This is a genomic window from Pseudoflavonifractor hominis (genome assembly GCF_014288125.1).
GTDB classification, from domain to species: domain Bacteria; phylum Bacillota; class Clostridia; order Oscillospirales; family Oscillospiraceae; genus Pseudoflavonifractor_A; species Pseudoflavonifractor_A gallinarum.
This window is the reverse complement of record NZ_JACOPR010000003.1, coordinates 480,669-501,140: the sequence shown is the minus strand read 5'-3', so window position 1 is coordinate 501,140 and position 20,472 is coordinate 480,669. Positions and strand designations below refer to the sequence as shown.

Here is a 20,472-nt window from a genome sequence, read left to right as displayed (position 1 = left end):
GAACAAGAACGAGACCGCCCCCATCTTCGAGGTGGCCTCCTACGGCATCACCGGCGACCTCTTCAAGGTCACCCCCATGCTCATCGAGTCCATCAAGGCCCTGAAGGCCTCCAAGTAATTCGTTTTCCTTTCACAGCAGCATAAAATAGAAAGAAGCGGGAGCACAGAACCATCTGTGCTCCCGCTTCTTTTCTTGATAAGCAGATCAATATTTGGTGTCATACTCCCAGGGGGCGCCGCCGCACAGGCAGCCGCCGTCCACATGGTAGGCCTGACCAGTCATATAGCTGGAGGCGTCGGAGGCCAGCATAATGGCCATACCGACCAACTCGTCCGGACGGCCGGGGCGTCCCATGGCGATCCGGTCCTTCAGATAGACGGAACGGGTAGGATGATCCCAGGTTACCTGGGTCAGCTCGGTCAAAATATGGCCGGGGCTGATGGCGTTGGCGCGGATGCCATACTGGGCAAACTCCACCGCCATGGCACGGGTGAGGGCGATCACACCGCTCTTGGCCGCGCCATAGACCGAACAGCCGCCCAGCATCCCCTCGTCATTGTGGGAGCCAATGTTGATGATGTGTCCGCTCTTCCGCTTGTACATCTCCCGGGCAACGGCCTGACTCATGAAGAAAAGCCCCTTCAGGTTGGTGTCCATGATGCGATCGTAGGTCTCTTCCTCCACATCCAGGAGACCCTCGCGCTTGTTGATACCGGCCACATTGAAGAGCACATCGATCTTTCCATAGCGGGCGACCACTTCGTCCACACAGGACTGGATGCTGGAGCGGTCAGCCACATCCAGAAGGTGGGCCGACACGTGGCAGCCCTCCGCGCTCAGCTGGTTTACCAGCTCCTCACATTTGGAAAGCGTGCGGCCGCACAGGGCGACTTCCGCGCCGGCACGGGCCAGGCCGGCACTGATGGCAGCGCCGATTCCGCCGGCCGCGCCGGTCACCAGAATGGTTTTGCCCTCCAGAGAAAAGAGACTGTGGAGATATTCTGCCGTATTCATCAGCGGATCCCCTCCCGGTGGAAGAGGGCGCGGATCTGGGCGTCATCCTCAACGGTGGCATTGGGCATGGGGAAGGTGCTAGAGCTGGAGGCAGCAATGCCGCGCAGCTTCAGGGCCTCTTTCAGCACGGGCAGGAAGGGGCTGCGGACGGTGTAGAGATCCATCAGGCGGTTGATGGTCTGCTGGCCCTTGGCGATTCCGTCCAGATCGTTGTTGCGGAAGGCCTTGACCCAGGCGGCGCAGAGCTCAGGCACCACATTGGAGAGTGCACCGATGCATCCGTCACCGCCGGAGAGGACGTTGTGAGCAAAGTTATCGTCAAAGCCGGAGTAGATCTCAAAGTCAGGCAGTTCCGACTTGACTACCTTGATCAGCTCGCGGGTGTGGTCCATACCGGAGATGGTGTCCTTCATACCCACGATGTTGCTGTGCAGCTTAGCCAGCTTGACCACGGTATGGGGAGAGATGGTGTATCCGGTGTTGTCCGGGAAGTTGTAAATGTAGATGGGGCCGTCGATGGCGCTGGCCAGATGATCGTAATACTGAAGCAGAGCCTCATCGTCAAAGTGGAAGTAGTAGGGGGGAAGGATCATAACCGCGTCGGCCCCCTGCTCCAGGCAGTAGTTGGAGAAGGAGATGATCTCATCGGCCACCATGCTGGAGGTACCCACGATGAGCTTGACCCGATGGTCAATGGTATCGATGGCGAACTTTGCCATGGCGCGGCGCTGCTCCATATTCATGGCGAAAAACTCACTGCTGCTGCCCTCGACCAGAATGCCGTCCATGCCCTGTGCGATCAGGTTCTCATAGAGCTTCTTCTGGCTGTCCAGGTCCAGGCTGCCGTCGGCGTGGAACATGGTAATCGCGGGGGTCAAATAAGCTGCTTTCATTTTCATACCCTCTCTTTTCTGCGCGATGCGCATATTTTCCGTATCGTGAAATCATTTTCCGAATTGAAAATACAAAACCAAAACGCCTTCTGGAATTGTCCTTATGATAGCGCGCTTTTGGAACCTTGTCAAGGGCCCGGGACAAATCCCGACGGCAAAAGAATCCCCCCGTCCAGAAGACGGGGGGATGGGGATGGAACTTATTCCAGACCGGCGCCCTTCATAGCAGAGAGAGCATGGTCGGTATAGAGCTTGTAGAAGCCCTTGCGCTTCTCACGGGGCAGGATACCAGCCTTGGCACGCTCCTCCAGAACCTTGGTGGCCTCCTCCACGGTGCAGGGCTTGCCGTGGATACCGGTGAGGTTGATGGTGCGGTCCTTGACGCTGTAAGAGATGAGGTCGCCCTCCTCAATGAAGGCGATCGGACCGCCGGCAGCCGCCTCGGGAGAGACATGGCCAATGGCCGCGCCGCGGGTGGCGCCGGAGAAACGGCCGTCGGTGATGAGAGCCACCGAGCCGTTGATCCGCTCGTCGCACACGATGGCCTCGGTGGTCATGAGCATCTCAGGCATACCGCAGCCGCGGGGGCCCTCGTAGCGGATGATGACCACCTCGCCGGGATTGATCTGGTTGTTGACCACGGCGTCGTGGGCGTCCTCTTCGTGGTTGAAGACACGGGCCACGGCGTTGACCACCTCGCGCTGGTTCATGGCGCAGGCGGAGTACTTCAGGACGCTGCCCTCGGGGGCGATGTTGCCCTTGAGGATGGCCACAGAGCCCTTCTCGGGGGCCTTCTCCACGGGGAAGATGACCTGCTCGCGGGTCAGGCCGTAGTTGTGCAGGTAGCCCAGGTTGCGCTCAAACCAGTTGTCCTTGTGCAGATCCTCCAGGTTCTCACCCAGGGTCTTGCCGGTGACCGTCATCACATCCAGATCCAGCATGTCGCGCAGCATCCACTGGACCATGGGCACGCCGCCGGCGAACCAGAAGGACTCGGTCAGGTGCTGGCCGGAGGGATTGATGTTGCCCAGGTGGGGCACCTGATGGTTGATCTCGTCAAAGAGCTCGATGGGCAGGTCATAGCCCAGCTCACGGGCGATGGAGGGCAGGTGGATGGTGGCGTTGGTGGAGCCGCCGATGGCGCTGTGAACAATGATAGCGTTGCGGAAGGCGGCAGGGGTCATGATCTTGCTGGGAGTGATGTCCTTCTCCACCAGCTCCATGATCTTGCGGCCGGCATAGCGGGCGTACTGGATCACGTCACGCATGGTAGCGGGAGCCAGCGCGGCGCCGGGGAGGGTGAGACCCAGGGCCTCAGCCACACACTGCATGGTGGAGGCAGTACCCAGGAAGGTGCAGGCGCCCACCGAGGGACAGCCGGTCAGCTTGTAGTCCCGGACTTCCTGCTCGGTGATGGCGTCCTTGCGCTTCTGGCGCAGGGAGATATCGCCGGCCACCAGAGAAGTGGTCTGATTGGGGCCGGGGCGCATGGAGCCGCCGGGCATAAAGATGGTGGGGATGTCCATACGGGCGGCCGCCTTCAGATGGGCGGGGATGGACTTGTCGCAGCTGGAGGAGAGGATCATGCCGTCCCAGGGCACGGCGGAAGCGTGGACCTCCACCATGTTGGCCAGCGCCTCACGGGAGGCCAGAACGGCATTCATGCCGTCATGACCCTGGGCGCAGCCGTCACAGATATCGGTGGCATAGTACTTGGCAGGCTTGCCGCCCTTTTCGTACACGCCGTAGACGGCCTGCTCCACCAGCTGGTTCAGATGCCAGCTGCCGGGATGAGAGTCGCCGTAAGCGCTCTCCACCATGATCTGGGGCTTGTTGATATCAAGATCGTCCCAGCCGGTGCCCATCTCCAAAGCGTCGAACTGGGCCCACAGCATACGGTCGGCATGGCTTTTCTGATTCATAAATGCGTCCTCCTTTGGGCATAGAAAACAAATCGGAAATAAAAGAGGAGAAAATGGCCTGCCCCATGCTCGGTAAAGCAAGCAGCAGACCATTTCTCCTTTGGCAGGTTTTCTGGTGGGAGGAGAAAGGCTCCTCGCTTTTTCAAACGTGTTCGATTGGAAGAGTTTTACTTAGCAGGCGATCAGATGATTCCGATCATATTGCAGATCAGCAGCAGGATCATGCTGAAGACGCCAGCCACGGCATCGGGGATGGTGATGTACTTCAGGCCCTGAGTAATGGTGCCCAGGTTGAAGAAGCGGCTGACCACCCAGAAACCGCTGTTGCTCACGTGGTTGAAGCACAGGGTGCCGGCACCGATGGCCAGAGTGGCGGCCACGGGGCTCAGGCCCAGAGTGGCCATCATGGGGCCAACCACGCCCACGGCGGTGATGCCGGCAGTGGTCATGGAGCCAACGGCGGTCATCATGATAGCACCGCAGAAGAAGGGGATCAGGATGGCGGGGATGGGCAGCTTGTCGATCAGCTCAGTCAGCTCGCCGATGGCGGGGCAGGCCTTGATAACCTCGGAGAAGGCACCGCCCATAGCGGTGATGAGGAGAGCGGCCAGAGCCACTTCCAGACCACGGGCGATCCAGCTGTTGAGCACCACTTCGTTGAAGCCCTTGGGATCAGAACCGGTGGAATCCAGGTTGCTCGCACGGACGGACTTCTTGTGGAAGGTGGCCAGGATCATGGTGTAGATCACACCGGCGCCCAGAGCCACGACCTTGTCGCTCATGATGGCGGCCACAGTGCGGATCATGGCGTCTTCCGCCACGCTCTCAGGAATGGACATGTTGATGAAGGAGCCGCCGGCGATCAGGACCACCGGGATCAGGATGGTCAGGAAAGCGGCAAAGGTATTGGGCAGATCAGGCTCGTTGATGAGGATGTCGGAGACGCTGTTGGACTTGGTCTCCTCAATGCCCTCGACCACGGCGGGCACGGGCTCGATCCATTCCTTCTCACACCACTTCTTCAGGACCAGCCAGGTCAGGAAGAAGGCGATCGCAGTGATGACAATACCCCAGGTGATAACCATGCCCAGGTCGGCGCTCAGAGCGACAGACACAGCCAGGATGCCGGGCGTGGGGGGAACCATGGCGTGGGTCAGGTTCAGACCGGTCTGAGTGAAGGCAGCCATGGTGGACATGGAGATGTGCTTACGCTTGGAGAGCACGTTGGCGATGTTGGAGCACAGGATGGTGGTGATATCGCCAAACACGGGGATGGAGACCACATAGGCGGTCAGCGAGGGAGCCAGCTCCAGGTTCTTACCGTGGAACAGGCGGATGAAGAAGTTGGCAATGGACTTGGCGGCGCCGGTATCCTGTACGCCCATAGCCAGAATGGCACCCAGCATGATGGGGATACCCAGGCTGCCAAGGGTATTACCAAAGCCCTTGGTCAGAAGACCCATGGCTTCCATGAAGGGGAAGCCGTTGACCAGAGCCATACCCAGACCAACCAGGAACAATGCAAACGTGGGATGCAGCTTTACCTTCATAATCAGCACCACCAGAATGGCGATGGCGATTACGAGAGTAATGAGAAATAATACAGCAGACACTCAAAAAACTCCCTTTCCATAACAAACGCTTGCCCATCTGCAAAACCTTCTAAGAATGCAGACGGGACCGGGTCAGGATGCGCGGTTGCTCGACCAATCGATGGGATTACCGGAGGTACATAGGGTTCTGTATCCTCCTGTAGGGTTTCCGTACGTTTGAGACACTCCTCCTTCCTCTGTGCACAGTCGAAAACTGTGGACCTGCCGTGCATATCTCCATGTGATTCCGCTATGCGGAATCACATTTCGGGAGATGATGCTTAAAAAATGCGCTCCTTTTATGGATGCACATTTTAACATGATTATAATAATCGCTTTGGTTGGATTTGTCAAGATACAATAAAAAACGGAGTGAAAAGTAAAAAATTTAGAATAAAATGTTGTAAACTTGATGGTCTGAATCAAAAGAGATGAAACAATATGAAACTTATTTCTGCGATTTGGTCTGGATTTACTTTCTCCAATATAAAAATTAATAAGGTGACCGGATAAAAAGAGACAAAAAACGACTGAGAACAGAATGCAGAAAGTGGTTTGACACACCGGAAAAAGCTATGGTATAACAAAATCAAATCATAAAGCATAGATCAGAAAGCGGTGAAAGAAATCATGCGAGCGGACGATTTCTATAAGCATTCTTTTAAGTTGGAACACGGAGTCGGCTCGCTCTTTGTACAGAATACGGGCCGGCAGCAGTGTGTACCTGGGTACCGCTGGGGACCGGGCGTACGGGACCATTACCTCATCCACCACATCCTCGCCGGGCGGGGAGACTTTGTGGTGGATGAGCAACACTATACCCTCTCCGCAGGGGATACCTTTCTGGTCTATCCCAATACCAGCATTCTGTATTATGCCGATGAGCAGGAGCCGTGGGAGTATGTCTGGGTGGGATTCCAAGGACGGGAGGCCGGCGGACTGGTGGAGCAGACCCCGTTTGCTCCAGACCGCCCGGTACTGCGGGGATTTTATCCCGAAGAGATCAGCCGTTTGCTGCTGGAGCTCTATTCAGACTACGGAACGACTGCATGGAGCGGCTGCGCGCTTACCGGGAGGCTCTATCTCTTTCTGGCGTTTCTGGTTGACCATGGGCGTGGAGGAACAGCCGGGGAGCGGGACAGGGAGGACTGTGCGGAACAGGCCGCCCGCTATGTGATGAGTCACTATGAACAGCCCATCACGGTGGAGCAGCTGGCAGAGTTTGTCTCCACCAGCCAGAACAGTCTCTACCGCAGTTTTAAGGAACGGTTCCAGGTATCCCCCAAACATTTTATTGTGGAATACCGGATCGAACAGGCCTGCCGCCTCCTCTCCAGCGGGATGTACTCGGTACAGGAGATCTCCAATTCTGTGGGATTTGAGGATCCGCTCTACTTTTCCCGCGCATTCAAGCGGGTCAAGGGACTTTCCCCCAAAGCCTATGCGGAGCAGTGCCGGAAGAATGGAATATAATAGAGGGGAAGCTCCTCCGTTTTCAGGACTGAAAATGGAGGAGTTTTGTTATTTTTGACACAGAATGAGCTGTAAATAGAGAAATAAATTGGAGAAATGGCTGCGAGGCAGAAAGAAAAAAGAAACAAATGGTTACATTTTAATATAAAGCCTACCAAACCTATGTGTTTTATGTTACAATACGCCGGCTGAAATATTTCCCATCCGATTGGGGCAGGCAGAGAAGAGCTGCCCCCATAAGAAAAGAACAGGAAGATCAGGAAAGGAAGATATGTGGACATGAACTGGTATCGACGAGCGCTATCTGGACTGCTTGCAGGCGCCATGGGCGTATCCCTGCTGGGGACCGCTCCGGTGGCTGCGGCGGCGGAAACACGCGGCGCCGGCACTGTGCAGGACGCAGAGGGAGAAATTACGGTCACGCTGCGTCTGGACTACCCCTTGACCGTCTCCGGCTGGAAGGCAAGAGCCCCGAAAGTCACGCTCAAGCGGGATGGAGCGGCCCTGCTCCAGGCCGGCCTGGAGAAAGCGCAGACCCTCCCGGACGGCGGGAAGGGAAGCGTAGAGATCGCACTGCGCACCGAGGGAGAAGAGGTACGCTATGTGGATATGACCTTTGCCGGGCTCTCTGCCCGGGAGGGGGAGAATACCTATGCGCTCTCTCTGGAGGGAACCGGTTTTTGCCCCTATACCACCCCGGAGCTCACCCTGGACACTCACTCCAAAGGTGTGGTCCTGGGAACGGGAGACGCCACCTTTACGCTGGGTGATGTGACCGGCGACGGCCTGGCCGATCAGCGGGATGTAGCCCGGGTGCGGGATGCATTGGACACCGCGGACGCCGCATGTGACCTCAATGGGGACGGCGTGGTGGATATTTCCGATCTGGCCACCGTCACCATGGCCCAGGATGCCCAGGGCACGGCACAGATCTTCCAGACCGCGCTGATCCCCGCCAACACGCTGGATCTGGAGCGCATCCAGGAAGCCGTGACGGCGGCAGCTGTGGTAGAGGGAACCGTGTCCGACCTCTTTGCGGACAATGGCCAGAGCGTCAAGCTCTCCCCCAAGGGAGAGGAGAATACCATCACGCTGCCCATCCCGCTCACCGAGGAAGGAGTGGAGATGGAAGAGGTGGCCATTGTCAGCTCGGCGGCCTATCCGGTGGAAACCGGTGTTGTCGTGGCTGAGACAGCCAGCGGAGAGACGCTGGAGATCCCCTTCTCCCAGGCACTGCCTGAGGGAGTGTACGCCATTACCCGGACCGATGACGGGCGCAGAACGGTGACCATTTCCCTGGGGAACCGGGTGCCGGTCAAGAAGATCACCATCCGGGTGGAGACCAAGGGCGATGAGCCGGTGGTCGTGGAGCAGATCCGCTTCCTCCAGGACATCGTGCCCGAGGAGCCCGCGGTCCATAAGCCGAAGGTGGAGCAGCTGCGGGCAGAGGCCGGTGTGGAGTCGGTCACCCTGCGCTGGAAGGGCGTAGTCAATGTCACCGGCTACCGGGTGGACTATGGCACCAGCCCCGATGCGCTGAACCAGTCCGTGGAGAGCGGAGAGACCACCTGTGTGATCTCCAAGCTGGAGGCGCTTAAGCCCTACTATTTTGCCGTGACCCCCATCTCGGATGCCGGCGGGAGCCGGTGGGAGGGCGCGCGCTCGGAAGTGGTCACAGCCACACCCAAGGTGGAGAGCCGCCCGGACCGGCCCGACCGCCTTCAGGTGGAGCCGGGAGACAGCCTGCTCACCGTGAGCTGGCAGCCGGGCAAGCGTACCCAGTATGTGCGGGTTGAGTACCGCAAGAAGGGGGAGGCTGCTTTCCAGACGCTGTCCGGCTCCTTCCAGAACAACAGCGCCGTTATCGGCGGCCTGGAAAACGGAACGGAGTATGAGGTGAGAGTCTACGGCGTCAATGAGCTGGGACAGAGCCCCTATTCCGAGACGGTGCTGGGTACCCCCAAGGCCGCAGAGTTTGAGACCCCCGATCTGCCCACCGCAAACCGGCTGGATAATCAGAGTATCATCGCCTCGGCGGACTATCCGTCCGGCAACACCGACTGGACGGTGAGCAAGGGAACCCTGCCGGGATCCGTATACGATGGGGACTACCGCACCAGCTGGGTCGCCAGCACGTACAATCGGTCCAGGGCCTTTACCTTTACCTTTGATCAGGCCTATTCCATGGACTATCTCATCTATGTCCCCGACCTGGGCAACGAGCCCAGCGGACAAAAGCGTCCCTACCGCAACTTCTTTGACAAGTTCAATGTGAGCATCAACGGGCAGGCTGTACCGGAAGATCAGGTCTCCTTTGAGAAGGGGGAGAATAACACCTACTTTATCGTCAAGTTCCCCCGTTCGGACGTGAAAACCATTACGGTGGAGGGTTCTCAGTGGGCTGGCGCAGGCAACATCAGCCTGTCCGAGATCGCCTTCTATCAGTATGACGGACTGGCCGATGAGATCAACGCCCTCTTTGCCAACGAGAGCCATACCGAGCTGGCGCAGGGTGTGGAGGAAGGAACCATTGAGGCGCTCCGCACCCGGGCGAGCCGTGCCGAGGCCTACTATGTGGATCGGAAGATCCTCTTGGACGAGCTGGACAATGCCCAGCAGCTCCTGGAGGGCCGCCGGAATGAGCTGATGGTGTACTCCGGCCTTCAGAGCCGAAGCGCCGGAGCCGACCAGGCTGCCTTCGGCCAGAGTGCGTCGGCCCTTCAGCCCCTGGGCGTGTCCGCCCGCTCGGGCGCCTGGATCACCGTCTACGTCCAGGGCATCCAGCCCGGCGAGTCGGTCAAGCTGGTGCAGTGGCAGCAGTACTCTGAGACCAATGCCACCCGGGCGGAGTATGCGCTCCGGAACGGACGCAACCAGATCTGGCTCCAGGTCATCGGCAACAGCGGCCTGGGAGAGCGGGGCGGCTCCCTGTATGTGGAGTACGCCGGTTCCCACGGGGAAGACATTCAGCTCCAGATCCGGGATGTGTCGGAGAACAAAAACGTGATCTCTGTCATTCCCATGCTGGATCTGAGCGGAGCGGACTGGTATGGCCACAGCGAGCAGGAGCGCAAGGAACAGCTCAAACCCTATGTGGAGGCCCTCAAGACCTACGTGGCCGGGCTGAGCCTGAGCAATGACCAGGCGAAAAAGACCAGCATCCGCAATGTGACCGAGGTGGGAGGTCCCGGCATGCTCCTCTCCCTGCCCGCCACCCAGGTGCTGGCCGGTCTGGGCGGCGCCCAGGCCTCTGTGGAGGTCATGACGGACAAGCTCTATGACGCGCTGTGCGCGTGGGAGGAGCTGCTCTTCCTGGCCAATAAGACACAGGGAATCATAAGCGCAGATACTTCCTTTGCAGACTACCAGTATCCCATGAGCACGCGGCACAATATCCGCTTCTCCAGAATGTTCTCCGGTGCGTTCATGTTTGCCGCCGGCAGCTATGTGGGCATCGAGTTCAGCGAGACCAGCGGCATGGTGACCGGTGCTCCGCTGGCCGAGACCGGGACGGGCGCCAACGCCCTCTTCGGCTGGGGCATCGCCCATGAGATCGGCCACAACATGGACAAGATCGGAAAGGCCGAGATTACCAACAACATCTACTCTCTGGTGGCCCAGACCGCCGAGGAGACCGGCGAGCTGACCGGCCGTTCCCGCCTGGAGGAGAGCGGATTCTATTCGGACATCTTCCAGAAGACCGCCCTGGGCAAGCCCGGCGAGGCCGCCAACGTCTTTGTACAGCTGGGCATGTACTGGCAGCTCCACCTGGCCTACGATGAGGGCGGAAGCGTTCTGGAGGGGAGTGGTCCCCTGGATTTCTACAACCGCTTCTTTACCCTGTGGAAGTCGGACGCAGAGAAAAATGTCCCGGTTAACGACCGGATCGCCCGTCTGGCCAGTCAGGTCGCCGGGAAGGATCTCTCCGCCTTCTTCCAGCACTGGGGCATGGAGCTGAGCCAGGAGACCCTGGCGTATCTGGCCGCCCAGGGCGAACCCGAGGAGCGGGAGATCTGGTATCTGAGCGACGAGTCCCGCCGCCTGCGCCTGGATGGAGCCGAGCGGGCCCATGTGACCCCCACGCTGGAGAGCACCGCCTCCGGCGGAAAAACGGTGGAGCTGACCATCTCGGTGGACGACCCCGCTATGGTGCAGGGCTATGAGATCCTGCGCAATGGAACGCCGGTGGCCTTCCTGTGCGCGGACGGCACGGCCGTACAGACTTATACGGACCAGGTGGGTGCGGCCAATCACATGGTCTTTACCTACCAGGTGCGCGCCATCGACAAGCTGGGCTATGAGGCCGGCGTGTCCGAGGAGCAGCAGGTACGCATCTCCTACGAGAAGACCCTCTCTCCCGAGCTTTACGAGATCCGCCGGGACGAGATGGGACGGGTCCACATCACGGCCCAGGAGGGCCTGCTCTCCACGGCGGGACTGCTCCTCACCGGAGAAGCGATCCCGGCCGAGGGGAACGTGCAGGCCTGGGTCACCGATGACGCCGGGGCCCAGCCCCTGGAGGGCTGGACGCTGGCCCGGGAGACCAGCTTCCAGGGGGGAGAGACCTTCCTGTGCTACTTCCAGAAGCCGGGGGCCGACGCGGATGATACCCGGATCTGGATCTATGACGCGGCCCAGATCATCCTCACCGGAATCCCGGAGGAGATGGCGTTGGAGGACATCCAGCTGCTGGATTATCCGGGAGACAACATCGAGTTCACACTGGGAGCATCCATTGGCGTGCTGGAGAAGGAGTTTACCTATGACACCGAGGAGGGGAAGGAGAGCATCCCGGCCGGAACGGTGATCATCACCGGCAGCTACCGGGGAGATCCCCTGTACAACAAGGTGCGCATCCTGGGCAAATTCCAGGAGCGGAAACCTGCCTCCGACGAGGCCCCTGTGCTGCGGGAAGAGATTCTGGAGGGCGATGCCCTGCTCTTTGCCGAGATCCCCGAGGATGGAGCGGTGAGCGACATCAGCGACGGCTTCTTCCTCTTTGTGCCCCTGGATCAGGATCTCTTCAAGGCTGTCAATGAGGACCACGGAGAGAAGCCCAGCGCGGGTACTGCGGTGCTCATTGAGCTCAAAGCCCAGCTCTATCGCGGTGAGGACATCGAGGGGAACGGGGAACGCATGACCAGCGATACCCTGTTCATCAGCGTGCCGCGCTATGACAGTATGCCCGCCATCCGTTTTACGACGGAAGAGTGAGCGGGAGATCAGAAGGAGGAACCATTTCATGCATTCCTGGTTTCGTACCGGAATCTGCGCCCTCACGATGGGCGCCATGCTCCAGTTCCCCGCCCTGGCGGCGGGGGTGGAGCTGTCCTTTGACCGGGCGGGCGAGAACGCCGGCGTGACGCTGACGGAGGTGGCCTCCGAACGCTATGCCGCCCAGGTCACCCTCAGCGTGACACAGACCAAAGACATCCAGTTTACCGGCCGGGCGGAGAGCTATGCCATGACCGTCCGGGCCGACCAGGGGGAGATCACCCTGTATGCCGCCGACCGCAATCCGCTGAGCCGTGCAGATGGCCGGCTGGAGATGGGGACCCTGAAGGTGAGTTCGGGCACGGAGATCACCAAGGCCTCCCGTGCGGTGGTCCTGGACCGGAGCCTGGAGCGCACCGAGTGGGCCGACCTGGCCCTGGAGGTAAAGCGGGATACCGCATCCTCCTCCGAGGACGGGAGTGATGGGGAGAGCAGCTCTACCCCCAAAATCACCGTACAGGGAGAGGGCGGGCAGGTCCGGGCGGAGCGGGGCGGCCGGGTGGTCATCACGCCTGACTCCGGATACCGCATTGCCCGCATCCTGCTCAATGGCAAGGAGATCCAAGTGACCAACGTGCTGACCGGGCTGTCCGGAAAGGATCGGCTGGTGGTCTATTTCGAGCGGGAGGAGACAAAGCCCTCTACGCCCTCCTTCACCGACGTGCAGCCGGGAGACTGGTATGCCGGAGCGGTGGAGTTCGTGGTGGAGCGCGGGCTCTTCTACGGACAGTCGGAGACCCGGTTTGCGCCCCAGGCCAATATGAGCCGGGCCATGCTGGTGACCGTCCTCTACCGTTTGTCCGGCGAGAAGGCCCCTGATGCCGCAGGTGTCTTTACGGATGTGCCGGCCGACGCCTGGTACAGTGAAGCGGTGGCCTGGGCTTACGACCGGGGCGTGGCCATGGGGGTCCTGCCCGGGCAGTTTGCCCCGGATCAGAACGTCACCCGGGAGCAGACCGCTGCCCTTCTGAGCCGCTTCTGTGCGGTGCAGGGGACCCCTCTGCCGGAGGGAACGCTGGATTTCACCGATCAGGATGAGATCGGTTCCTATGCCCGGGATGCGGTGGCCTCGGTACAGGCAGCCGGACTGATGCGGGGACAGGGCGAGGGACGCTTTGCGCCCAAGGCGCCCATTACCCGCGCGGAGGTGGCGATGCTGCTGATGCAGTACATCCAGTGGAGCCAACCGGAGAACTGAGAAACGTTCTTTGCCCTACTCCCCTCTCCTGTTTTTGGAGAGGGGAGTAAAATTTTATAAAAAAAGACTTGCAAAGACTATAAGAGTGTGGCATAATGACCACAGAAGCTCTGGCGAAAATAAAATAGTCCCCGAGTGGGATAACGCAGTGGAGAGACGGGAGACCGCCTGATCCCTGCGCGGAGAACGCAGCCGTAACACTGGTAGAGATACCGTGTGGACGGCTGATTTTATTTTTTAGGAGGGTTTTTGAGATGATTACCAAGTACCACATGCCGGTGGATATCCACTTTGAGATCGGATGCCTGAAAGAGCTGGGCGGTTTTTTGAGCCCCTCGGACCGGGTGCTGCTGGTTACCGACCCGGGCCTTCGGGCGGTGGGCCTGGTGGAGCGGGTGGAGGGGGTCATCACCCCGACAGGGGCGGATCACCTGGTGTACGACGCGGTCTCCCCCAACCCGGACGCCCCGCTGGTGGAGCAGGCCATGGAGACCGTGCGGGACTACCGGCCCACCAAGGTGGTGGCCCTGGGCGGCGGCTCCTCCATTGATACGGCCAAGGTCCTGGCGGCTCTGGCTACCAATGAGGGACCGCTGGTGGATTACCAGTGGAACGGAAAACCCTTCTCCCAGGCGCCGCTGCCCCTGATCGCCATTCCCACCACGGCGGGAACCGGCAGTGAAGTGACCATGTGTGCCGTCATTGTGGACCGCAACTGCAAGAAGGGGATCAACAGCCCCGCCCTCTTCCCGGCGGTGGCTCTGGTGGATGCCGAGCTCATGGCCAGCCTGCCGCTCTACCTGACGGCGACCACCGGTATGGACGCCCTCTCCCACGCGGTGGAGGCCTATGTGGGCAAGGGAGCCAATCCCATCACGGACGCCATGGCACAGGAGGCCATCCGGCTGATCGGCGGGGCGCTCTGGCGGGTGTGTGCGGACGGAAAGGACCTGGAGGCCCGGCGGGACATGGCCATGGGCAGCGTGCTGGCTGGCGTGGCCATGGATCAGGCGGGGTTGGGCCTGGTCCACTCCCTCTCCAGCCCTCTGTGCACCTTCTTCCACATGGCCCACGGCGAGGCCAATGCCGTGCTACTGAAATACTGCATGGACTTCAACCTGATGGCACGGCCCGAACGTTTTGCACACATTGCCGCCCTTCTGGGGGAAAACACCACCGGAATGCACCCCTACCAGGCGGCGCAGGCCTCGGTACGCGCGGTGGAGCGCCTCTTCGACGAGACCGGCGTGCGGGTGCCCTTCGCCTCCTTCGGCATGAAGGAGAGCGACGCCGAACTGGTGGCAAGCAACCTCCCCGGCTTCCTGCTGGCCAACAACCCCCGCGCCATCAGCCAGAAGCAGTGTGAGAAGCTCTATCTGGAGATCCTGGCCGATCAGACCCGCTGAGAGATGAGAGGAGGACATTCGATGCAAGTGCGTACCTATCGGAACCTGGTGGACGGCGTTTGGCAGGAGGCTGCCGGCGGACAGACTATGGAGATCTTCTGCCCCTGTGATGGGGAACTGGTCTCCCGTGTACCGGCCTCGGAGCAGGTGGATGTGGACCGGGCGGTGGCGGCAGCCCGGCGAGCCTTTGAAGAGGAGAACTGGGCCTTCAATCCCCGGCTCCGCTCCCAGTGCCTGAGAGCGTGGGGCGCCGCCATGCGGGCCAATCTGGAGGAGCTGGCCACCCGGCTGGCGCTGGAGACCGGCAAGCCCATCAATGAGGCCCGCTTTGAACTCAACAGCTCCATCGGCTATGTGGAATACTATGCCGCCGCGGCCCGGACCCTCTATGGAACGAGCACCGCGGTGGAGCCGGGGCTGCTCTCGGTGCTGGCCCGGGAACCGGTGGGCGTGGTGGCAGTCATCACCCCCTGGAATTACCCGGTGACGTTACTTATGCGGGATATGGCCCCGGCGCTGGCGGCAGGCTGTACCTGTGTGCTCAAGCCCGCTGCCCAGACCACCGGATGCACTCTGGCGGTTCTGGAGCTGCTGGATCAGATCCCGGCCTTCCCGAAGGGCGTGGTCAACGCCGTGTCCGGCCGGGGCGGAACGGCCGGTCAGGCCCTGGCCGAGCATCCCGAGGTAGACATGATCTCCCTCACCGGCGGACTGGAGACCGGGCAGGCCATCATGCGCACGGCCGCCGACACCATGAAGAAGGTCTCCCTGGAGCTGGGCGGCAAGTCCCCCAACATCATCTTTGCCGACGCCGATCTGGATAAGGCCCTGCCCTTTGCCCTCAAGGCCATCTTCACCAATGCCGGTCAGCTGTGCACGGTGGGATCCCGCCTGGTGCTGGAGGAGTCGCTGGTGGATACCTTCCTGCCCCGACTGAAGGAGGAGGCCGAGAAGCTCCGTCCGGGCTACTGCATGGAGGAGAGTACCACTCTGGGGCCGGTCATCTCCCAGACCCAGCTGGATACCATCCTGGAATATATGGAGGAGGGCAAGGCCTGCTCCCAGCTGATCACCGGCGGGTACCGGCTGACGGAAGGGGGCCTGGACAAGGGGTTCTACCTGGCACCCACCATTTTCCTCAATCCGCCCATGGACGCCCGCGTGGTCCAGGAGGAGATCTTTGGGCCGGTACTGGTGGTGCAGACCTTTAAAACAAAAGAGGAGGCCCTTGCCATCGCCAACGGGACGGCCTATGGACTGGCCTCCGCCGTGTGGAGCCGGGACATCGACAAGGCCATGTGGGTGGCGCGCCGCCTGCGGGCGGGCTCGGCCTGGGTCAACTGCTACAATAAGCTCCTGCCCGAGTGCGAGACGGGCGGGTACAAACAGAGCGGCATGGACCGGGCGGGCGGTGCCGAGGGCATGCTGAAATATACAGAAGTGAAACACCTGTGCGTGGATTTTGGAATCTGAGAGCCATCAGCCGGCACGGAGAGAGCGGTATACCTGCAAAGAGCGGGTATACCGCTCTTTTTTTCTTTTTCTCCGGATTGGTGTACGCAAACGTGCAACATTTGGCCCTGGGGCTCCAAGGGTGAGAAGGAGGAGAGAACACAGATATGGAACGAGGACGGAAGGAGAAAAAGGAGGTCCTGGAGCAGATGCGCCGGATCGTGCGCAGCCGGCCCAATGACGCCGTCAAGCTGGCCTTTCTGGACAAAGAACAGGTGGAGGAGATCGACGGGATGGATCTCTTCCTGCTCTCGGAGCTGAAACGGAGCGGAAACGGCGGCGTGGAGGTCAAACTCAGCGACCCGCTGCAGACCATGGAACGGCTGCTGGCCGTCCTGCGGGAGGGAGAGACCAGTCCCGCCGAGTCCTTCTACCGGGCGCTGGAAAACGGAGCGGGAGGAAAGGATGCGCTTTGAGACCTTTTCCCCGAAGCAGCGGACCGTACTGACCTGGTGGTGCCCCTCCTCCCCGTGGGTGGAGAAGGAGGCCATCCTCTGTGACGGCGCGGTGCGCAGCGGAAAGACCCTGTGCTGCGGACTCTCCTTTTTCTGCTGGGCCATGGGCAGCTTTCACCAGAGACAGTTTGCCCTGTGCGGCAAGACGGTAGGATCCCTGCGCCGCAATCTGGTGCGGGAGCTGCTGCCGGTGCTGCGGGAGCTGGGCTTTCACTGTGAGGAGCGGGTGAGCCGCAACGAGATCACCGTGCGCTTTGGGGGAAGGGAGAACCGCTTCTCCCTCTTCGGAGGAAAGGACGAGGGGAGCGCTTCCCTCATCCAGGGGATTACCCTGGCGGGGGTGCTGCTGGACGAGGTGACCCTTATGCCGCGCTCCTTTGTGGAGCAGGCCTGCGCCCGCTGCTCCGTGGCCGGAAGCCGGCTGTGGTTCAACTGCAACCCGGAGGGGCCGGAGCACTGGTTCTACCGGGAGTGGATCTGCAGGGCTGAAGAGCGCAGGGCCCTCCACCTCCACTTCACCATGGCGGATAACCCCTCCCTCTCCCCGGAGATCCGGCAGCGCTATGAGCGGCTGTACAGCGGCACCTTCTACCGCCGCTTTGTTTTAGGGGAGTGGGCGGCCGCTGAGGGGCGGGTATACGACTTCTTTGACGAGAGCTATGTCCGCGCGCCCCCCGAGGGGGAGATGGAGGAGTGGCGCATCTCCTGCGACTACGGCACGGTTAACCCCGCCTCCTTCGGCCTGTGGGGCCGGAAGGATGGGGTGTGGTACCGGGTGGAGGAGTACTACTATGACTCCCGCCGGGAGGGACGGCAGAAAACCGACGGGGAGTATGCCCAGGACCTGGAGCGGCTGGCCGGAGGACGGGAGATCTCCTGCGTGGTGGTGGACCCCTCGGCAGCCAGCTTTCTGGAGACCCTGCGCCGCGCGGGCTGGCGGGTGGTCAAGGCGGAGAACGACGTGCTGTGGGGCATCCGCATCACCGCCGAGCTGCTGCGCAGCGGACGGCTGGTGATCACACCCGCCTGCCGGGACAGCATCCGGGAATTTTCCCTCTACTGCTGGGACCGGCGGGGGACGGAGGACAAGGTGCGCAAGGAATTTGACCACGCCATGGACGACATCCGCTATTTTGCCGCCCTGGTCAAGCGCCGGGAGCAGGCTGGATGCCTGAGCGGCGGCTTTGTGGAGCGGCGGGTATTTTGATGGACAGGAGGAATCAGCATGGGCTGGCTGGACAGGCGCCGAAAACCGGCGCAGGCTGTGCCGCAGATACAGCTGCGGCAGCCGGAAAAACATCCCTTCGGGGCGTGGGACGGGTATGTGCCGCTGCACAGCGGTGAGACTGCCCTGTACCGGAGCATCCGGGAGGCGGTCCCCATCGTGGACGCCGCTATTTTGAAGCTCATCCGCCTGGTGGGCGGCGTGGAGGTGGAGGCGGCAGACCCGGCGGCCCGGGCGGGCCTGCGGCGCTTTCTCAGCCAGGTCCCCACCGGGCGGGGACAGCGGGGACTGGAGTCCTTTCTGGACTGCTATCTGGACTCCCTTCTCACCTGCGGCCGGGCAGTGGGGGAGGTGGTGCTGGACCGGCGGCACAGAGAGGTGGCCGCTCTGCTGTGCGCCAACGTGGCCGACATCGAGATCCGGGAGGGGGAGAGTCCCTTGGATTTTGCCCTGTGCGCCCGGCAGAGTGGGGGAGAGCCGGTGGAGCTGCCCCGGCAGGATCTGCTTCTCTTCACCCCCTTTCAGCCGGAGACCGACAGCCCCTACGGGGTGTCCCTGCTGCGCTCCATGCCCTTCCTCACGGGCATTCTGCTCAAGATCTATCAGGCCATCGGCATGAACTGGGAGCGGATGGGCAATGTGCGCTTTGCCGTGGTCTACAAGCCCGGGAGCGACGGTATGGAGCGGGCCTATGCTCAGGAGCGGGGCATGCAGATCGCCCGGGAGTGGTCGGCCGCCATGCAGGAGGGCAAGCAGGGCAGCATCCGGGACTTCGTGGCTGTGGGCGATGTGGACATCAAAGTGATCGGCGCGGACAACCAGGTCCTGGACAGCGAGGTGCCCGTGCGGCAGATCCTGGAGGAGCTGGTGGCCCGCACCGGCATCCCGCCCTTTCTGCTGGGGCTGAGCTGGTCCTCCACCGAGCGGATGAGCACCCAGCAGGCCGATATGATGACCAGTGAGATCACCGCCATCCGCCGCTCCCTCACCCCGGTGGTGGAGCGGATCTGCGAGATCTGGCTGCGGGTCCACGGGTATGAGACCGGCGTGGAGGTCACATGGGACAACATCAACCTCCAGGATCTGGTGGAAGAGGCCCGGGCGGAGCTCTACCGGCAGCAGAGCGAGAAGCTCCGTCTGGAGATGGAACAGGCCGGTGCGCAAGACCGGCAGAGAAAGGAAGGAGAACCATGAAGCTATCCAAAAGGGCGCAGGTAAAGGAAGGGGTGGACCTCTCAGAAGAGGATCTGGCCCTCATCCATGCCCAGAGCCGCAGTCCGCTGACGGCAGAGGAGATCTACCCCTTCGCGGTGCGCCTGTGCGACAACCGGGTGGACCGGGACGGGGAGCGCTTCCCCCGGCAGACACTGGAGGAGCTGGCCCCCCTCTTCGTGGGCAAGTGCGGCATCTTTGACCACCGGTGGAGCGCCCGGGAACAGGTGGCCCGCATCTACCGCACCGAGGTGGTGGACGAGGAGGGCACGGCCGAGGGCGGCGAGGGCCGCTGCTACCTGAAGGGCTACGCCTACATGATGCGCACCGAGAGCAACAAGGATCTCATTGCCGAGATCGAGGGGGGCATCAAGCGGGAGGTGTCGGTGGGGTGCAGCGTGGCGCGCCGGGTGTGCTCCATCTGCGGCGCCGATCTGGAGGACCGGAGCCGCTGCACCCACGTGAAGGGAGAGGAGTACCACGGACAGCGCTGCTGGGCTGAGCTCCTCCAGGCCACCGACGCCTACGAGTGGTCCTTTGTGGCGGTGCCCGCCCAGGAGCGGGCGGGGGTCATCAAAGGCCTCTCTCCCACCCTGAAGGATCTGGTACAGTCCCATCCGGAGTGCCGCTCCGAGCTGGAGCGCCTGGAGGAGGAGGCTGCCCGGGGCCGGCGCTATCTCTCCTCCCTGCGGGAAGAGGTGGCCCGCCTGGGCGGAATGGCCGAGCCGGGCCTGCGGCAGAAAACCCTCCGCTCCATCGTGGAGCGGCTGGGGGAGGAGGAGCTGACCGCCCTCAAACGGCTCTATGAGGCCAGAGTGGAAGAGGCATACCCCGAGGGAAGTCAGCTGAGCTACGCCTCTTCCCGCACCGGGAGGGAAGGCAGCGACGAGGTATTCCGAATCTGAGCAGATATACCCCCGTTTGAGGGGCGGAGAAAGGAGAAAACGAGATGAAACAGGTATCCTTTGAGGGCATCGGCCAGGTGCTGGCCACCTTCCAGGCCGGCGAGGGTGTTGTGGAGGGCCACACCGTCTGGGTCAGCGGAAACGGAATGGTGGAGCCCTGCACCGATGGCGGCAGCGTGGACGGCGTGGCCGTGGTGGTGAAAAACGGCTGCGCCGCGGTTCAGGTGCGGGGCTTCGCCACGGTCAAGGCCACCGGCGTGACCGCCGGGCGGGTCAAGCTCTCGGCCGACGCAAGCGGCGGCATGAAGACGGATGAGGAGGGGGGCACCCCCTATCTGGTCGCCGAGGCAGACACCACAGCGGGCACCATTGCGGTGCTCCTCTAAGCAG

14 protein-coding genes and 1 pseudogene are annotated in these 20,472 nt (G+C 61.5%); 11 read left to right on the top strand and 4 right to left on the bottom strand.

Annotated elements, in window-relative coordinates; translation table 11 throughout:
• Positions 1-118 (top strand): annotated as a pseudogene (locus H8S34_RS15125) (acryloyl-CoA reductase electron transfer subunit beta); the annotation flags it as partial.
• A gap of 87 nt (positions 119-205) precedes the next feature.
• Here the strand turns inward: H8S34_RS15125 and H8S34_RS07705 are convergent.
• The 4 genes from H8S34_RS07705 to H8S34_RS07690 all read right to left on the bottom strand — a co-directional run bounded on the left by H8S34_RS07705 (position 206) and on the right by H8S34_RS07690 (position 5,443).
• Positions 206-1,015, bottom strand: coding sequence for an SDR family NAD(P)-dependent oxidoreductase (locus tag H8S34_RS07705; protein ID WP_101691596.1), 810 nt, complete (start codon positions 1,013-1,015; stop codon positions 206-208).
• A complete protein-coding gene (locus H8S34_RS07700; RefSeq protein ID WP_243207945.1) occupies positions 1,015-1,914 on the bottom strand; it encodes a dihydrodipicolinate synthase family protein in 900 nt (299 codons plus the stop codon). The genes H8S34_RS07705 and H8S34_RS07700 overlap by 1 nt, the downstream gene beginning before the upstream one ends.
• Before the next feature lie 194 nt (positions 1,915-2,108).
• Positions 2,109-3,830: a dihydroxy-acid dehydratase gene (gene ilvD, locus H8S34_RS07695; protein ID WP_101691598.1), complete on the bottom strand. Its 1,722-nt coding sequence runs from the start codon at positions 3,828-3,830 to the stop codon at positions 2,109-2,111.
• A 182-nt stretch (positions 3,831-4,012) separates the two neighbouring features.
• Positions 4,013-5,443, bottom strand: a complete 1,431-nt coding sequence (locus H8S34_RS07690) for a GntP family permease (protein WP_186963560.1) — start codon at positions 5,441-5,443, stop codon at positions 4,013-4,015.
• Between the two features lie 645 nt (positions 5,444-6,088).
• Here H8S34_RS07690 and H8S34_RS07685 point away from each other — a divergent pair.
• The 10 genes from H8S34_RS07685 to H8S34_RS07640 all read left to right on the top strand — a co-directional run bounded on the left by H8S34_RS07685 (position 6,089) and on the right by H8S34_RS07640 (position 20,468).
• A complete protein-coding gene (locus H8S34_RS07685; protein WP_180956730.1) occupies positions 6,089-6,895 on the top strand; it encodes an AraC family transcriptional regulator in 807 nt (268 codons plus the stop codon).
• 279 nt (positions 6,896-7,174) lie between these two features.
• A complete protein-coding gene (locus tag H8S34_RS07680; protein WP_186963557.1) occupies positions 7,175-12,109 on the top strand; it encodes a fibronectin type III domain-containing protein in 4,935 nt (1,644 codons plus the stop codon).
• Between the two features lie 28 nt (positions 12,110-12,137).
• Complete coding sequence (locus tag H8S34_RS07675) at positions 12,138-13,367, top strand: S-layer homology domain-containing protein (protein WP_180956731.1); 1,230 nt, start codon at positions 12,138-12,140, stop codon at positions 13,365-13,367.
• Between the two features lie 254 nt (positions 13,368-13,621).
• On the top strand, positions 13,622-14,773 hold the full coding sequence (locus tag H8S34_RS07670) for an iron-containing alcohol dehydrogenase family protein (RefSeq protein WP_101691603.1): 1,152 nt from the start codon (positions 13,622-13,624) through the stop codon (positions 14,771-14,773).
• Positions 14,774-14,794: 21 nt separating this feature from the next.
• A complete protein-coding gene (locus tag H8S34_RS07665; protein ID WP_186963556.1) occupies positions 14,795-16,246 on the top strand; it encodes an aldehyde dehydrogenase family protein in 1,452 nt (483 codons plus the stop codon).
• 146 nt (positions 16,247-16,392) lie between these two features.
• A complete protein-coding gene (locus H8S34_RS07660; RefSeq protein WP_101691605.1) occupies positions 16,393-16,701 on the top strand; it encodes an XRE family transcriptional regulator in 309 nt (102 codons plus the stop codon).
• Entirely contained in the window at positions 16,691-17,947 is a 1,257-nt protein-coding gene (locus H8S34_RS07655) for a PBSX family phage terminase large subunit (RefSeq protein WP_101691606.1), read from the top strand. Before H8S34_RS07660 ends, H8S34_RS07655 begins: the two co-directional genes overlap by 11 nt.
• A gap of 18 nt (positions 17,948-17,965) precedes the next feature.
• Entirely contained in the window at positions 17,966-19,159 is a 1,194-nt protein-coding gene (locus tag H8S34_RS07650) for a phage portal family protein (protein ID WP_101691607.1), read from the top strand.
• Positions 19,156-20,082, top strand: coding sequence for a hypothetical protein (locus H8S34_RS07645; RefSeq protein ID WP_186963555.1), 927 nt, complete (start codon positions 19,156-19,158; stop codon positions 20,080-20,082). Before H8S34_RS07650 ends, H8S34_RS07645 begins: the two co-directional genes overlap by 4 nt.
• Positions 20,083-20,126: 44 nt before the next feature.
• Positions 20,127-20,468: a hypothetical protein gene (locus H8S34_RS07640; RefSeq protein ID WP_186963554.1), complete on the top strand. Its 342-nt coding sequence runs from the start codon at positions 20,127-20,129 to the stop codon at positions 20,466-20,468.
• Positions 20,469-20,472: the final 4 nt, after the last annotated feature.